The sequence below is a fragment of the Priestia iocasae genome, from assembly GCF_016909075.1.
GTDB lineage: Bacteria > Bacillota > Bacilli > Bacillales > Bacillaceae_H > Priestia > Priestia iocasae.
Genome location: NZ_JAFBFC010000008.1, coordinates 1 through 15,315 on the forward strand (window position 1 = coordinate 1; position 15,315 = coordinate 15,315).

At 35.9% G+C, this 15,315-nt stretch carries 14 protein-coding genes; 6 read left to right on the forward strand and 8 right to left on the reverse strand.

Going from position 1 to position 15,315, the window contains the following annotated elements; translation table 11 throughout:
* Positions 1 to 351: 351 nt before the first annotated feature.
* Positions 352 to 1,116, reverse strand: a complete 765-nt coding sequence (gene fadH, locus JOC83_RS17425) for a 2,4-dienoyl-CoA reductase (RefSeq protein WP_205188677.1) — start codon at positions 1,114 to 1,116, stop codon at positions 352 to 354.
* A gap of 142 nt (positions 1,117 to 1,258) precedes the next feature.
* On the opposite strand from fadH, the gene JOC83_RS17430 reads away from it, so the two are divergent.
* The gene (locus JOC83_RS17430) at positions 1,259 to 2,125 is read left to right on the forward strand and encodes a metallophosphoesterase (RefSeq protein ID WP_205188678.1); all 867 of its coding nucleotides are present in this window, start codon (positions 1,259 to 1,261) and stop codon (positions 2,123 to 2,125) included.
* A gap of 98 nt (positions 2,126 to 2,223) precedes the next feature.
* Here JOC83_RS17430 and JOC83_RS17435 read toward each other — a convergent pair whose 3' ends face one another.
* Positions 2,224 to 4,308: a sensor domain-containing protein gene (locus JOC83_RS17435; RefSeq protein WP_239583615.1), complete on the reverse strand. Its 2,085-nt coding sequence runs from the start codon at positions 4,306 to 4,308 to the stop codon at positions 2,224 to 2,226.
* Between the two features lie 150 nt (positions 4,309 to 4,458).
* Here JOC83_RS17435 and JOC83_RS17440 point away from each other — a divergent pair, with 150 nt between their 5' ends.
* Entirely contained in the window at positions 4,459 to 4,767 is a 309-nt protein-coding gene (locus tag JOC83_RS17440) for a hypothetical protein (RefSeq protein ID WP_205188679.1), read from the forward strand.
* A gap of 31 nt (positions 4,768 to 4,798) precedes the next feature.
* On the opposite strand, the gene JOC83_RS17445 is transcribed toward JOC83_RS17440, so the two are convergent.
* Both JOC83_RS17445 and JOC83_RS17450 read right to left on the reverse strand, forming a co-directional pair.
* Positions 4,799 to 6,931 carry an RNA degradosome polyphosphate kinase gene (locus JOC83_RS17445; protein ID WP_205188680.1) on the reverse strand — a complete coding sequence of 711 codons (2,133 nt, stop codon included), beginning with the start codon at positions 6,929 to 6,931 and terminating at the stop codon, positions 4,799 to 4,801.
* A 229-nt stretch (positions 6,932 to 7,160) separates the two neighbouring features.
* On the reverse strand, positions 7,161 to 8,672 hold the full coding sequence (locus tag JOC83_RS17450; RefSeq protein WP_205188794.1) for a Ppx/GppA family phosphatase: 1,512 nt from the start codon (positions 8,670 to 8,672) through the stop codon (positions 7,161 to 7,163).
* A 197-nt stretch (positions 8,673 to 8,869) separates the two neighbouring features.
* Here JOC83_RS17450 and JOC83_RS17455 point away from each other — a divergent pair, with 197 nt between their 5' ends.
* On the forward strand, positions 8,870 to 9,379 hold the full coding sequence (locus JOC83_RS17455; RefSeq protein ID WP_205188681.1) for a L,D-transpeptidase family protein: 510 nt from the start codon (positions 8,870 to 8,872) through the stop codon (positions 9,377 to 9,379).
* Here the strand turns inward: JOC83_RS17455 and JOC83_RS17460 are convergent.
* A complete protein-coding gene (locus JOC83_RS17460; protein WP_205188682.1) occupies positions 9,376 to 10,161 on the reverse strand; it encodes a glucose-1-dehydrogenase in 786 nt (261 codons plus the stop codon). The genes JOC83_RS17455 and JOC83_RS17460 overlap by 4 nt on opposite strands.
* A gap of 13 nt (positions 10,162 to 10,174) precedes the next feature.
* Positions 10,175 to 11,035: a GRP family sugar transporter gene (locus tag JOC83_RS17465; RefSeq protein WP_205188683.1), complete on the reverse strand. Its 861-nt coding sequence runs from the start codon at positions 11,033 to 11,035 to the stop codon at positions 10,175 to 10,177.
* A gap of 199 nt (positions 11,036 to 11,234) precedes the next feature.
* On the opposite strand from JOC83_RS17465, the gene JOC83_RS17470 reads away from it, so the two are divergent.
* Positions 11,235 to 11,705, forward strand: coding sequence for a YkyB family protein (locus JOC83_RS17470; protein ID WP_205188684.1), 471 nt, complete (start codon positions 11,235 to 11,237; stop codon positions 11,703 to 11,705).
* A gap of 101 nt (positions 11,706 to 11,806) precedes the next feature.
* Here the strand turns inward: JOC83_RS17470 and JOC83_RS17475 are convergent, their stop codons facing one another.
* Together JOC83_RS17475 and JOC83_RS17480 are read right to left on the reverse strand one after the other, a co-directional pair.
* A complete protein-coding gene (locus JOC83_RS17475; protein WP_205188795.1) occupies positions 11,807 to 12,712 on the reverse strand; it encodes a chemotaxis protein in 906 nt (301 codons plus the stop codon).
* 120 nt (positions 12,713 to 12,832) lie between these two features.
* On the reverse strand, positions 12,833 to 14,170 hold the full coding sequence (locus JOC83_RS17480) for an MFS transporter (protein ID WP_205188685.1): 1,338 nt from the start codon (positions 14,168 to 14,170) through the stop codon (positions 12,833 to 12,835).
* A 173-nt stretch (positions 14,171 to 14,343) separates the two neighbouring features.
* Here JOC83_RS17480 and JOC83_RS17485 point away from each other — a divergent pair, with 173 nt between their 5' ends.
* On the forward strand, positions 14,344 to 14,943 hold the full coding sequence (locus JOC83_RS17485; RefSeq protein WP_205188686.1) for a TetR/AcrR family transcriptional regulator: 600 nt from the start codon (positions 14,344 to 14,346) through the stop codon (positions 14,941 to 14,943).
* 134 nt (positions 14,944 to 15,077) lie between these two features.
* Entirely contained in the window at positions 15,078 to 15,308 is a 231-nt protein-coding gene (locus tag JOC83_RS17490) for an IDEAL domain-containing protein (protein WP_205188687.1), read from the forward strand.
* Positions 15,309 to 15,315 lie beyond the last annotated feature (7 nt).

A 15,315-nucleotide genomic window follows, 5' to 3' on the forward strand; every position in this document is an offset into this window, starting at 1 on the left:
GAACGTAGTGATCCGATGTTGCCTTATCGTAAGGAGGAGCAGGAAGTTTGCTAGTCGCTGGCCCCTGTAGCTAGACATACCAGAAAAGCGTAAGGGGCCTGATTAGCGACGAACAAACTGGACGGCTCCGCATGAGATAAAGAAAACACGGAGAACGTAGTGATCCGATGTTGCCTTATCGTAAGGAGGAGCAGGAAGTTTGCTAGTCGCTGGCCCCTGTAGCTAGACATACCAGAAAAGCGTAAGGCGCGTGGTCAGCGACGGACAAACTGGACGGAAGAAGATACGCACCTTACACGTTGTTTTTTGGCTAAAGAATCAAACTTTTCTCATATAGATTTGATTTGTAGATTAAAAAGGGAATTGATTTAACCACTGTCCTCCATCCATTGTGATGCACTCGCCATTGATATAGGATGCTTCTTTTGAAAATAAAAAGGCAGCTAGAGCAGCAATTTCTTCAGGTGTACCAAGTCTCTGTAATGGAACTGAATGAAGTGTACGCTCCTTTGCTTTTTCAGACTCAAATAACTTTTCCGCTCCGCCTGTACGCTCAATTGGTCCTGGGGCAATGGCGTTTACGCGAATTCCATATTTTCGTCCCCACTCTACAGCAAGTGTTCGTGTCATCGTTAGTACACCGGATTTTGCACAAGCAGAATGAATAACACCCGCTCCTGCATTCCATGCATACGTTGCAACAATGTTTGTAATAGCCCCTTTTATATGGTGTTCCATCCAATACTTACCTACTTCTTGGCTACAATAAAATGTCCCATTTAACACAATATCAATCACACTATTCCATCCATTTGTTGATAGCTTCTCTGCTGGACAAATGAAATTTCCTGCCGCATTATTCACAAGGAAATCAATACGCTTAAAAGCCTTATCTGTCTCTGCAACCATTCTTGCTACATCTTCTGGGTTACGCACATCCATCGTAACAGGTAATACTTGTCCTTCAAAAGTTTCAATTTCAGCTTTTGTTTCTAGTAATCTCTCTTCATTTCTACCTGTAATGACAACGTAAGCGCCATCATCAGCAAATCGCTTTGCCATATATTTCCCCATCCCACTTGAACCACCTGTAACAATAACTACTTTTTCTTTCATTCTCTCATACCCCTTTGAATTTTTTTGACTATTACAACTATTATTTTACCTCTTTTTCTCTAATCTTCAAATTGTTATCGGTAAAAAAACAATGATATAATAAAAAAAGATTCACAAAATAAATAATAGGTTGGTTTTTACAATGGAAAAGACGTACACTAGGCGATCTTTTTTGAAGCGTTTTTTATCACTTTCTTTTGGTAGTATTTTAGCAGCAAGCGGTGGCTATGCGTACGCAAAGTACGTTGAACCAAAGCGATTGGATATCGTTCGTAAAACAATTAGCGCATCAAATCTCCCTGCAAGCTTTGATGGGATAAACGTTTTACAATTTAGCGACACACATCTTGGCTTGTCTTATCACTTACCTCAACTACAAAATCTAGTTGAAAAAATGAATGCACTACGTCCTGACATCGTTTTATTCACAGGTGATTTAATTGATATTCCAAATGAATATCCTTACACAAATAAAGTAGCCCCTATTTTAAAGCAAATACAAGCACCTCTCGGAAAATATTCCATATATGGAAATCACGATCACGGCGGATATGGTACGGAATTGTATAAGGAAATTATGCACCAAGCAGATTTCAAACTCCTAACGAATGAAGTCCATAAAATTGAACTGGTCGATCAAACGTTTATTCATATTTGTGGTTTAGATGACGTCATGCTTGGTAAACCCGAATACTCTAAAACGCTCAATCAATTACAGCATAATGTGTTTTCAATTGCGATGGTTCATGAACCAGATGTAGCTGTTAAAGTAGCAAACTATGAAGTGGATTTACAACTTTCTGGACATAGTCATGGAGGACAAATACAAATTCCTTTTTACGGCCCACTCATTACACCACCATTCGGAACCGTCTACTCAGAGGGATCTTATGAAGTGGGACAATCAAACATGCAACTTTATGTAAATCGTGGACTTGGCACTACTCGCCTACCGTTTCGCTTTTTAGCCACCCCAGAAGTAACAATATTCACATTAAGAAAAGCATAACAACAAAAAAGGCTTTCTCAAATCATGCGATTTGAGAAAGCCTGTACACTCTCTATTATTTGTTTAATCAGGCTTCCTAAACAAATGATAGAGCTTTTTTATTGTTGAAAGAATTTCTCCACTTCGTGAGCAGGAAGTGGCCGACTAAAATAGTATCCTTGCGCTTTTTCACAATTAATTTCTTTTAAAAATTGAGCCTGCTCTTGTTCTTCTACTCCTTCGGCAATAACAGTTAAATTCAACTTTTGCGCAAGGTGAATAATCGTTGTCGTAATGGCTTCGTCTGTTGGATTTGTTAATAACTCCGCAATAAACGACTGATCAATTTTTAAGCAATCAAGTGGAAATCGCTTCAAATAACTTAGCGAGGAATAACCTGTTCCGAAGTCATCCACCGAGATTTGAACACCAATCTCTTTTAATCTTTTTAACACGCTAATGGTCTCTCTTGCATCTTTCAACGCACCTTCTGTAATTTCAATTTCTAAACAATGTGGAGGAATATTAAATTTCTTTAATATTCCTTCAATCGTTTCAACTAAGGTTGATTGTTGAAATTGCTTCGTTGACAAATTGACAGCAACCGTTTTATACCCATAACCCTTTTCATACCATTCTTTTATTTGGCGACAAACTTCTTCAAAAACCCACGTACCAATTGGTAAAATAAGACCTGTATCTTCAGCAAGTGGTATAAACTCGTTTGGTGCAACAAAGCCTAACGTTGGACTATTCCAGCGCAGTAACGCTTCAAAGCTGTTAATGGTCTCATCGCACAAATCTACTTGCGGCTGATAAAATACAACAAATTCATTTTGATTAATCGCTTTTCTTAAGCCTGTCTCAATAAGCATCATATACGGCGTTGATTGCAGCATGCTGTGGTGATAAAACTGATAATGAGCTCTTCCTTGCTCCTTCACACGATATAGCGCAATATCTGCACACTTTACAAGCATTGCTCGCTCCTGACCATCATTAGGGAACATACTAATTCCCATGCTAGGTGTTACATAATATTCTTGATTTAAGTTAAGTGAAAATGGAACAGAAAATAAGGAGAGAATTTGTTTTGCAAGCCTTTCAGCTTGTTCAATCGTTGTATCTTCAATTAAAACAACAAATTCATCGCCACCTTGCCTAAATACAGATACGTAATCATTTGATAATGAATCTAATCTTCTTGCTACACTCTTTAATAATTGATCTCCTGCATCGTGACCTAATGTATCATTTAAAAATTTAAATCGATCTAAATCCATATAGATGAGCGCTAACTGTTCATGACGCTTAGATGCATTGGTGATGGCTTCTGTAAGCCTTTCATTCAATGAATTTCGATTAGGAAGTTTCGTTAAGTAATCATAAAAGGCCATCTTCTTCATTAATCTCTCATTCTCTAACTGCTCTGTGATATCACGAACAATCACATATACACCGGTAATATGATCATGAACCACAATAGGTACCGTCTTTACTTGTGTCCAAATAATATATCCTTTTTTATGAATCATTTTGCACGTGAGTGTTTTCCTCTCACTACCTTTAATTGTTTTACTTAACACTTCTTTAAAGTAATGAACCTCACCTTCTTGTAAAAGAGATAAAACTGAACGCCCCACTACCTCTTTCTCTTTATACCCAAATGTCTCAAAAGCAGCTGGATTGGCATGTAATAGATTGCCTTTTAGGTCTAGTACAAATACAGCATCTAAATTGTGATCAACTAGTGACTTATACCTTTGTTGACTTTCAATTAATCGATTTTTCTCATCTACAACAGTTGTAACATCTCTTGTAATACATACAATAAACCTACATACTCCCTCTTCATCGATGATAGGTGTTAACACTGATTCTCCATTAATTTTTTGACCATCTTTTAAAATGACCTCGTCTTGAAAAATAACTTTTCGCTTTTTCGTTTGCGCTAGCGCATAGTAGAACTGTAAATGAGTAGCGATATGAGAAGGCAAAACATCTTGAAGAGTTTTCCCTTTATATTCTTCTTCTAAGCTGGCATGTGTTTTACCAGCTTCATTCACAAAGAAATAGCGAAGCACACCCTCTTCATCTATTTTCATAATATAAACAAGGTCATGTGTATGCTTCAATATAATCTGCACAATCATTTCTTCAAGTTTATTAATATCATTTAATATACGACTGTTCTCGTTGTACATAATTCCCAACCTATTAGTAGTTTTTTTTTTCTTAATAGTAGCACATTTACACATATCAATGTAGAGAAAATACCCATTCAATAAAAAGCCAGGCTCACAACTATAAGAATTTCCATACACTATCTAGACAAAGTCTTAGGAGGTTAAACGATGTATCATTACCCTTATCAAGCATATCGTAATGTTCCTTACGGGGATCAACGTTTTTTTGGATTTCCTTTCGTAGCAGGGTTAGCCGGTGGGCTATTAGGAGGACTTGCGGTTGGTGGCTTCGGCGGTGGTTTTGGTAGACCAGGATGCTGTCCTCCATTCCCAGCACCTTATCCATATCCACTTCCAACTCCTTATCCATATCCTTACCCTTTACCTACACCTGTTGGCGGTGGCGGATATCCAGGTGCATTTGGTTCTCAAGCATCCACACCTGGTTATCCTTATCAATCGTACACGCCAAGATAAAAAAACAGCCGGAAATGACCCGGCTGTTTTTTTATTCTTCGTCATCCATGATATGATAAGCCATCTCATATAATAGCCTTTGACTATCAATAACGGGATCATTTTCATTTCTTTTCACATAATGGTAACTTCCGTCTGAATGCTGTTCTCGTGCCTTTACATTATCCGACAACATAATTGTTAGCCACTTTTGCACGCGCTTTTTTAATCGACCATCAAAAATCGGGAATAAGATTTCTACTCGCTTAATCATATTTCTTGTCATCATATCGGCTGATGAAAAGAATATTTTTTCTTCTCCATTATGATGAAAATAGTAAATTCGACTATGCTCTAAAAATCGTCCTACAATACTAGTAACGTTAATATTTTCACTAATCCCTTTAATTCCTGGACGTAAACAACAAATTCCACGGACAATTAAATCAATTTTCACACCTGCATTAGATGCTTCGTATAGTTTCATAATAATCGGTTTATCAGTCAGGGAATTCATTTTTGCGATAATGCGACCGTTCCCATGCTTTTTATGAAACTCGATTTCTTGATCAATAAGACGAATATAATTTGCACGAATATCAAACGGTGCAACAGATAAGTGATGATATTGAGGTTTTTCTGTATATCCACTTAAATAATTGAAGAAGTTCGTCGCATCAATTCCAATTTTTCGATTTGCTGTTATTAAGCCTGTATCTGTATATAACTTTGCTGTTGCATCGTTATAATTTCCTGTTCCTAAGTGAACAAATCGTTCAATTCTACCTTGTTTACGACGAACAACAAGCGTGATTTTGCTATGAGTTTTTAAATACGTCATTCCATAAATAACATGACAGCCTGCTTTTTCAAGCTCCTTCGCCCATTGAACGTTGTTTTCCTCATCAAAACGAGCTTTTAACTCTACCAGTACCGTCACTTGCTTTCCATTTTCAGCTGCGCGTTGCAGTGCTTTGATAACAGGGGAATCACCACTTACACGATAGAGTGTTTGCTTAATCGCTAATACATCTGGGTCATCTGCAGCATCGGAAACAAAATCAATCACTGGCTCAAATGACTCATATGGGTGATGCAATAAAATATCTTGCTCAAGTGCTTTTTCGAAAATGTCCTCATCTGAAGCAATATCTTTTGGAGGTTGAGGAATAAATACTTCCTCTACTAAATGTTCATGCGTTAGCTTCACTTCTTTATAAAACGAAAATAAAAATGTAAAGTCAAGAGGTCCTTCTACCATGTAGACATCTTTATCATGAATCTCTAACTCCTCTTTTAAATAGGCTAGCACATTATTATCAAAGTTCTTTCCTCTTACTTCTAATCGAACAGCAGCTCCCCATTTGCGTTTCTTTAGCTCTTTTTCAATTTCCCGCAATAAGTCTCTTGCACCTTCTTCATGAATGGTCATATCTGCATTTCGCGTAATGCGAAACTGAGTAACAGACTTTACTTGATACCCTGTAAATACTTTATGAATAAAATAAGCAATTACATCTTCAAGTAACACAAAGTGTCGTTTCTCATCTTGATTTGGCAATTCAACAAAACGGTCTAAAACTGCTGGAACTTGAACAAGAGCTAACTTACCATTGAGTTGCATAATGCTACCTTCTTGTTCTGTTTTTTCCTCTAATATAATGGCTAAGTTTAAGCTTTTGTTTAAAAGCATCGGAAACGGTCGGTATGCATCAACAGCCATTGGAGTTAATACCGGAAAGATTTGTTCGTCAAAATAAGTTTCTAAAAAGGAAAGTTGATTATCTTGTACATCATTCATGGGTACAATTTTAATTCCTTCTTTTTCAATTGCAGAAATTAATTGCTCATTAAATACCTCATATTGTCGATGCACTAATTGATGATTCTTTTTTGAAATGGCAGAAAGTTGTTGTTTAGGGGTTAATCCAGCTTTATTTTCTGGTTTATTAAAATTCGCTTTTACTTGATCTTTTAGTCCCGCTACGCGAACCATAAAAAATTCATCTAAGTTCGAGCTAAAAATAGCAAGAAATTTAAACCTTTCAAGTAACGCATTCCGTTTATCAAATGCTTCTTCTAATACACGTTGATTAAAAGCTAACCAACTTAATTCGCGGTTATTATAATACACCGGATCTGCTAATATCTTTCTTTCTATTATGTTCCCTGTTGTATTAACCATTGTAACTTGTCCCACCTTCAATAAAATATCTGTTTGAAGTTTTTTCTTCTTTCAAGTTATCACTATTATATTAAAATTTCGTAAATTTTAGGTTGTTTTTTAGTTAAATTAGGAATTTCTTCCTCTCTTTCCGTTATAATTATCTATTGCAACAATTTTCATTATCTTTATAAAAAAGCAATATAGGAGTGGTTGACTCCTATATTGCTTTTTTAATTTGACGGGAACTTTAGAGAGTAAGGCTAAACTGAAGATCTACAGGTACTTTCAACACTTTCTCTAAATGCTTTTTTTGCTTTTCTGCCTGATATTCCTCTGCACGGTAATCACTATTACACATAATGCTCATGCACAATTCTCCATCTCTTACCGTTATTTTTAAATGATCTACAACATCGCGTTTTGTTGCATTCAAACTATGAGTAAATTTTAAGATTGCACCTAGCATTAATAGCTTTTTATACTCTTCTTTGTGGAACCAACCTTTAAAGGGTTCAATATATTGCTTAAAAGCTGATTTTCCCTTATAAGAAGCCACAAGCGCTAGTTTTAACCGTTCTTTATGATTGAGTCCATCAATGGTTCGATTAGCCAATAAATAAAACGTATGCTGACTACTAGACTCCGAGTCAATATATTCACCAAGGTGAAATACTTTAGCAGCTCGTTCTAATAACTTCACATCTTCTTCATGTAGACACGTTGAGTAGTGCTCACGTATTTGTTGAAATACAATCTGAGAAAGCTTATGTATTTGCTTTACATGTTCACTATTAATCTCAAAATCCTCCATCAATTCACGTAAGCTTTTTTCTAGCACATCTGACCGTAAAGTTTCTGGATGTCGCTTAATAATCTCCCCGAAAAAGACACCTTCTCTTAATCCTTTTCTGCTTAAAATAAATTGTTTGGAATCTGTTACTTGGCAAAGTGTATTAAACACTTGAATAGCAGGAACAATGGTATCCGCTCGATCCTTTGATAAGCCTTCTAGCTTTTGAATCTCTTGATAAGTCAACGCTTCCACCTTTTCTTGTACATAACAGATATCCTCATAGGACATTTCATATTGATGCACACCAGCGAGTGGATATTGTGTAAAGCTTTGATGGAGTTGAACCATATTACGAGCACTACCACCAATTGCTACAATCGGAACATTAATATGTTTCAACCAAGGAAGAGACTGAAATTGCGAAAGAATGAATGCTTTAATTTGTTCTCTTTCTTTAAGAGTTGGAATATTATCTTTAACAAATTGTAGTTTTAACGATAGTGCACCAAAAGGAAAGCTATGATACTCTACTAGCTCTCTATTGCGAAAATACGTCACTTCAGTGCTACCTCCACCAATATCGATTGTAATACCTTCTTGAATAGAAGTAGAGTGAATGACCGCTAAGAATCCATAATAAGCTTCTTCGTATTCGGAGAACACATTCATCGTAAAATCTGTTTCTTTTGCAACTATATCCATAATGGTTTGCTTATTTTTTGCCTGACGAATAGTAGCAGTAGCCATACAATTCACTTTTTCGAGCGTGTGATGTCTTGTGATGACTTGAAAGCTCTTCAATGTATTGACTAGCACTTCAATACCTTCATCCGTTAACATGTTATGGTGATCAAGGTAATTACGCAGTCTAGCTACTACTTTTACATTTTCAATTTGGCGAATGCTTTTCTCGTTTTTCAATTCATAAATCACGAGTCTCATTGTATTTGATCCAATATCAATCATGCCATATTTTTGTTTCAATCTACTTCAAACACCCTTTTCGTTTACAAGCTTTTTAACACTATTTTATACATTTTGAATAAAAAAACAATACAATTATTCTGCTTTTTAAGTACACTCATTGCAAGGATAACAAACATGAAGCATGCTAAACGCAAATGAAGCTACTTTATGATGATATTAAAAAGGAGGTCCATTAAATGAAGCATTTTGTAAAACCCGGCGAATCCTTAGCATCTATTGCAATTGATTATCGAATACCACTTTCCACTCTTTTAGCCGCGAATCCATTGCCAAATCCAAATGTCATTTCTCCAGGTCAAGTGATTGTGATTCCTAATCTTCCCGACAAAGAATCAATCCCTTACAGCATCCATGTATTTTTAACAGAGCGTCAATTAGAGCTACGAGACAAAGGAGATGTCGTGAAAACATACCCCATTGCTGTTGGGAAGATGCTAAGTGCTACTCCCATTGGAAACTTCGTTATCGTGAATCGAGAACCAAATCCAGGTGGCCCATTTGGTACAATGTGGCTAAGTTTATCAAAAATTTCTTATGGCATTCATGGCACAAATAATCCAAGCTCAATTGGCAAGGCTGTCTCTAAAGGCTGCATTCGTATGTATAACAAAGATGTGAATGAATTAGCTTCTATTGTTCCAAACGGAACTGGGGTTTATATTCGACCTTCACGCCTTCTTTCTTAACCTTTGCCCGCTTGGAAGCTCGGATATAAAGTCATACCGCCATCTGCATAAAGCGTAATACCTGTTACATACTTTGATTCATTTGAAGCTAGCCAAGCTGCTACTGAAGCAATTTCTTCCGCTTCGGCGATGTATCCCATTGGAATTAATTTTTCAACACCTGCTTTCACTCCTGGATCAGAAAACTTTTCTGCATTAATAGGGGTATTAATGGCACCAGGACCAATGGCATTAACTCGTATACCTTTAGGTGCATACTCTAACGCAAGCGTTTCGGTCATCATCTTTATTCCCCCTTTGCTTGATGCATAGTGAACAAAATGTGGCCAGGGAATAATGTCATGAACACTTGACATATTGATAATAGATCCTTTTACTCCGTGTTTGAGCATGTAAGAAATGGCTTCACGACAGCATAAAAAGGTTCCCGATAAATTAACAGAGATCACTTTATTCCATTCATCTAAAGACATTTCATGAGACGACACTTCACTTTGAATACCTGCATTGTTTACCATCACATCTAATGTACCAAAGGAGGTATGAGCTGCTTCAACAAGACGCTTTACATCTTCTTCCTTTGAGATATCAGCTTGAATAGCAATCGCTTCTCCACCATGTTCTTGAATTTTCTTCACAACTTTTGATGCATCTTCTTGCTTTGAGCGATAGTTAACGACTACTTTCATTTTTTCTTGACCAAAGCGAACCGCTACCGATTCACCTATTCCACTTGCTGACCCTGTTACAATAGCAACTTTTTCTTTTAAATGTTCATACATGTCATTCACTCCTTTATTTCTTTGTAAATCCTAATAAAACTCCACCTGCAATGATTAATAAACAGCCAATAATGACAAATACAATTTGACGTTTGGATTTCTTTTCACCTAATAAAAAAATACCGCCTAGGGTTGAAATAATAATACCCATCTGTGAAAAAGAAAAACTTGTAGCGACTCCTACTCTTGGGACCGCTAATAAAAGTCCAATATTTCCTGTAGCCCATACAAATCCTGTAATTGTATTGCGAATTGCATATTTGTCGAATGGTTTATGACGGATAGTTAAAATAATAGCTCCTACAATCATGCCAACTGATTGAGGTAAAATAGCCGTCCAGCCATCTATTTCAAACCAACGAATAATGACAACATACGCAACATAACCAACTGTCGAAACAAGTAAGATAATCATACCCTTTGTGAAGCTTTTCTTTCCTTCTTCACCTTTTTCATCTTTATCTTTTAACGATGTAAAAAGAACACCAATAATGATACAAATTAAAGCAGCAATCCCTATCATTAACTGTGTTCTTGTGGACCATTCTCCAAATACAAACACCCCAAACAATGAGGTGCCAAGCAATTGCATGCCAGTCGAGATAGGTAATGCTTTTGATACTCCAAGTTGATCAGCTGCTGAGAACTGATTTTTTTGCCCTAATGTCCAAAAAACCCCCGATATAAAGCTCACAATGACTGCTTTTGTTGATAGCTCTGGTTGGACAATAAAATAAGCTCCAATTGAAAACAGCAAAGCTCCAATCGTTAGACCTAATGTTTGACTATAGGGAGAGCCACCTAGTTTTGCACTGACTAGAAGAATGCTTCCCCACATTACCGCAGGAATAAGGGCAATTAAAATATCTGTCATGTTTTTTACACCTTCTTACTTTGTAAATAGCGTTTCATGTATTATCTGTATAACCTGTTATTTTTAAACAAAACTAAAAATGTTTATTTTTCTTATAGGAAACACGGATTCTTTGTGAATTTGCTCCTTCATTTGCAAATTTTAAAAGACGAGCTATAATAAGGACAATAGCGATAATTTAGATAAAAGGAGTGACGTTATGTCTGACGTAAACGGTCGTGAACCGATTGCACCGTCTTTACCAGAGATTGCACAAGCCATCTTCACTGTAAACCGACATGCTAAATCTGCTCCTGATCCAAAGGAATTGTATAATCTAAAAAAAGTTGCACTCGAACAGTTAATTTTAGAGGGAAAAGCAAAAAAAGAAGGGCTTCATTTTTCATCTAACCCTGGTAATAGTAGACAGAGATCTGACGTACTTGTAAAAGTTGATAATTACTACTTCCATATGCCACCAAAAAAAGAAGACTTCAAGCTATTACCACACCTCGGTCACTTAAATCATTCTTATCGAAATCCCAAAACACACATGTCTTTATCACAAGCAAAACGAGTGTTAACTAAGTATATAGGGCATTTGCTCGTACTACCGCCACAACAGCCTATGAATAAACCAAAACAAAGACAAGCACCTGTGTTTAAGCCTCTTGGCAAAAGCTATTTCTAGATTATAAAGTTCTTTTAAGAAGCAGAGAGACAAAAAAACGGCGGAAAAAGCGTTACGCTTTTTCCGCCGTTTTTTTATACATGCTTTTTCTTACGTTTGATTTAAAGTACAAGTCGATCAATTAAATCAACAAGCTCAACAATTTCTGGCTTGCTTACTTGAGCATTCGCCCCTACCAATTTTCCTTTATGACGTAAATCCTCTGTAATCAGAGAGGAGAAAATAATGACTGGTAATATAGTTAGACGTGCATCATCTTTAATTTTCTTTGTTAGATAATGGCCGTCCATTTGTGGCATTTCAATATCTGTGATCACTAACTGTACTTCATCTTCAATTGCTTTACCTGCATCTACAATGCTTTCTAGATAAGCCCAGGCTTCTTGGCCGTTTTCAAAGAAATCAGTGAAAATGTATCCTGCTTGTTCAAGCGTGTCACTAATCATCTGACGAAGGAGTGGTGAATCTTCAGCAATAACAAGACGTTTATTGGAGCGATCACGTTGACCAAGCTTTTTAATTTTACTCATGTTAATGCCTGATTCAGGATTCACATCTGTAAGAAGCTTTTCAAAGTCTAGGAGAAGAAGCATTTCACCTTCCATTTTAATGACGCCTGTTATTTGCGTTTCAAGACCTTGATAAATATCAGATGGCTTCTCAATGTCTTTCCAAGAAAAACGATGAATTTGTGTCACTGTATGTACATGAAATACAATTTTTTGCTTATTAAATTCCGTTACAATAAATTTATCCTTTTCTGGATTCTCTGAGGGAGCTAGCTTTAATGCTTTTTCAACATTAACAATAGGTAAAACTTCTCCTCTAAGTTCAATAATTCCTTCTACATAATGGTGTGAATTTGGTACAGGAGTAATGGGTACTGGATTAATAATTTCACGTACTTTTATTACATTAATTCCAAAACGAATCGGTCCAATTCCAAATTCAACAATTTCCAGTTCATTCGTCCCACTTTCGAGTAAAATACCTTTATCGTTAAACATCCATTTTCGCCCTTCCATGTTAAAGTCTTCTAATCTACTTCTATTATATAGCGCTATAACAATTTGGCAAATCAAATTGTATATTGATGTTTTCATAGGTTATTGATTCTCTAGATATATTTAACTACGATTTGTCACTTCATAAGAAGCTCTCAGGTGAATGACTAAGCCGATAACAGCCAAGACAAGTAACGAACCTAAAGCCATCCGACTTGCTATACTGCCAAGATTGGCGAAAAGCAATGTAATCGTTCCGTATAATAAAGGACCTATGATGGCAGAGACTTTGCCTGAAAAAGCAAATAACCCAAAAAATTGACCTCTTCGTTCCGGCGGTGTTAGTTCGATAATAAGCGTTCTAGTTGTGACCCACATGGCTCCTAAAGCAACGCCAAACAAACTGCCACTTATCCAAAACATCCAACTAGAGATTGCCCCTACAGCCATAACTAATGCCATAATTAGAATGATTGCTACGAGTGTTATCGCACGCTTTGCTCCAATCTTTTTCGTAATATAACCAAAAATAAAGGAGCCAATAATACTTGTCACAGTCGAAACTAGATATAACAAGATAAACATACTTGTTGTAAATCCAACAACCACCTTTGCGTAAATAGCCATCATTGCAATGGTTGTTGCAATTGCATCATTTATAAAAAAATACACAATCATAAACGTAAAAATTGGCTTATACAACTTCATTTCACGAAATGTTTGATAAATCTCTAAATATCCACTTACAAAAGACGGCTTCTTTGTATTGAGCTGTGGTTGCTGCTTTTTTTCTTTCACAAATAAGAAAAGTGGTAAAGAAAAAACAAAGAACATGATGCCTGTTGGAATAAAAGCATGATGAAAGTTTGGTTCCTTAATAAATGGATAAATCGTTAAACCAACTAATGTTCCTACATACCCAACCGCTACTCCAAATCCTGAAATAAGCGGCAAATGCTCTCTTGTCCCTAAATCACTCATCATGCTATCGTAAAAAATTAAGCTAGAATGGTAGAAGAATTTTGCAACTACAAACAAAGAAATGATAATGATTAATGTAATAGGAAGGCCTGCTATCGTTTGTTCACTAGACATGAAGCTAAACAACCCCATTGCAATTGTGCAGCCTACTGTAATCATTGTAAAGATAAATAAAGGCTTCTTCCTCTGTGAACTTTTGTCAATCATCACACCAAATAGAGGTGAGAAAATGACTAGAAAGAAGCTAGCTAACGCATTAGCATACGAAATAAAGGTGCTGGCTATTTGCTCCATCCTCGCGTTGTTTCCAATCGCTTCCTGCAAGTAAAAGGGAAAGAAAATCGTTGTAATATTAGATGAAAAGATTGTATTGGCAAAATCATATAATGCCCATGACAAGATGGGTAAAGATAAATAAATAGAAAATACATGATCAAATCTACGTTTAGATGGTTTTGACACTCTAGGCTCTATATTCATATTACTCCTCCTTATTGAATCAACAATTCCATCTGCACCCTTTTTTTCCCTGCTCTTTTACAAATTATTAATATGACTTTTATAAATCATTACCATTACCTCGGTTTCAGTAGAGTGCTATAATCAAGATGGGATAAAAGTTACAAAAGAAGAGAGAAAATGGAGTGGGGAAAATGAAGCGTACAATACAAAAAGAACAAACGAAACAAAAGCTTCAACAAGTAGCAATTCGCCTTTTTCAACAACAAGGATATCAAAAAACAACCGTATCCCAAATTACAGATGAAGCCGGGGTAGCAAAAGGAACGTTTTTTAATTACTTTAAGTCAAAAGAAGAAGTTCTACATACATTAGGAGAAAAACAATTATTACTTTTTGAACAGCACACAAAAGAGTTATTACAATCTGAACAACCTATTACTTCTTCTATTCATCAATTATTTCAACTGCTAGTTAGATCCTATGAAGAAGCAAATCCTCAACTCGTTCGATCTCTTTTTCATATTTCTATTACAAATGAAACTTTTCATCGCTCTGAAGTTTTACAAATTGAACAAATGAAACATTCTGTTATTTTACTCATCGATGAGGGAAAAAGACGAGGTGAATTCAAAGAAAACATTTCATCAGAGGAAGTAGGTTCATCAGCCATTTTGCATTTTTACGGAATTCTTTTATATTGGTGCACAAATCCTCATCAACTAGACATTTCATTACAGCAAAAAATCAGTCACTCTCTTTCTATTTTATTAAGTGGCATTCAACATTCGTAACAAAAACCTTCTTGTTTTAAAAACAATTGTTCGGCTTTGAAAATTCTTTTAACACCTTGTGATTAACTTACATATATATGGGTATATACCTAGTAAGTTGAAAACGTGCTATTTAAAAACAGGGAGGTATTAAAATGAATTATCATGGAAGACGTGCAAATGAATATTACAAAGAAAAACAATCGATTGTAAGGCCAACACGCTTTGAGGAAGAAGCTAGTGCTTTTTTGAATCATATTAGTTACTCTTTTAATAAAAAACATTTACTGTCCCTGATTGACCAATCACTAGATCGTAAAGATAAAAATTCATTCATTCAATTAACAACAGAATATAACAATTTGGTTCAATTACAACAAAAATAAAAGCGAT

Excerpts from the sequence above, each read along its gene's own strand:
- fadH (WP_205188677.1), bottom strand. The coding sequence starts at position 1,116 with ATGAAAGAAAAAGTAGTTATTGTTACAGGTGGTTCAAGTGGGATGGGG.
- JOC83_RS17430 (WP_205188678.1), top strand. The coding sequence starts at position 1,259 with ATGGAAAAGACGTACACTAGGCGATCTTTTTTGAAGCGTTTTTTATCA.
- JOC83_RS17435 (WP_239583615.1), bottom strand. The coding sequence starts at position 4,308 with ATGTACAACGAGAACAGTCGTATATTAAATGATATTAATAAACTTGAA.
- JOC83_RS17440 (WP_205188679.1), top strand. The coding sequence starts at position 4,459 with ATGTATCATTACCCTTATCAAGCATATCGTAATGTTCCTTACGGGGAT.
- JOC83_RS17445 (WP_205188680.1), bottom strand. The coding sequence starts at position 6,931 with ATGGTTAATACAACAGGGAACATAATAGAAAGAAAGATATTAGCAGAT.
- JOC83_RS17450 (WP_205188794.1), bottom strand. The coding sequence starts at position 8,672 with ATGATTGATATTGGATCAAATACAATGAGACTCGTGATTTATGAATTG.
- JOC83_RS17455 (WP_205188681.1), top strand. The coding sequence starts at position 8,870 with ATGAAGCATTTTGTAAAACCCGGCGAATCCTTAGCATCTATTGCAATT.
- JOC83_RS17460 (WP_205188682.1), bottom strand. The coding sequence starts at position 10,161 with ATGTATGAACATTTAAAAGAAAAAGTTGCTATTGTAACAGGGTCAGCA.
- JOC83_RS17465 (WP_205188683.1), bottom strand. The coding sequence starts at position 11,035 with ATGACAGATATTTTAATTGCCCTTATTCCTGCGGTAATGTGGGGAAGC.
- JOC83_RS17470 (WP_205188684.1), top strand. The coding sequence starts at position 11,235 with ATGTCTGACGTAAACGGTCGTGAACCGATTGCACCGTCTTTACCAGAG.
- JOC83_RS17475 (WP_205188795.1), bottom strand. The coding sequence starts at position 12,712 with ATGTTTAACGATAAAGGTATTTTACTCGAAAGTGGGACGAATGAACTG.
- JOC83_RS17480 (WP_205188685.1), bottom strand. The coding sequence starts at position 14,170 with ATGAATATAGAGCCTAGAGTGTCAAAACCATCTAAACGTAGATTTGAT.
- JOC83_RS17485 (WP_205188686.1), top strand. The coding sequence starts at position 14,344 with ATGAAGCGTACAATACAAAAAGAACAAACGAAACAAAAGCTTCAACAA.
- JOC83_RS17490 (WP_205188687.1), top strand. The coding sequence starts at position 15,078 with ATGAATTATCATGGAAGACGTGCAAATGAATATTACAAAGAAAAACAA.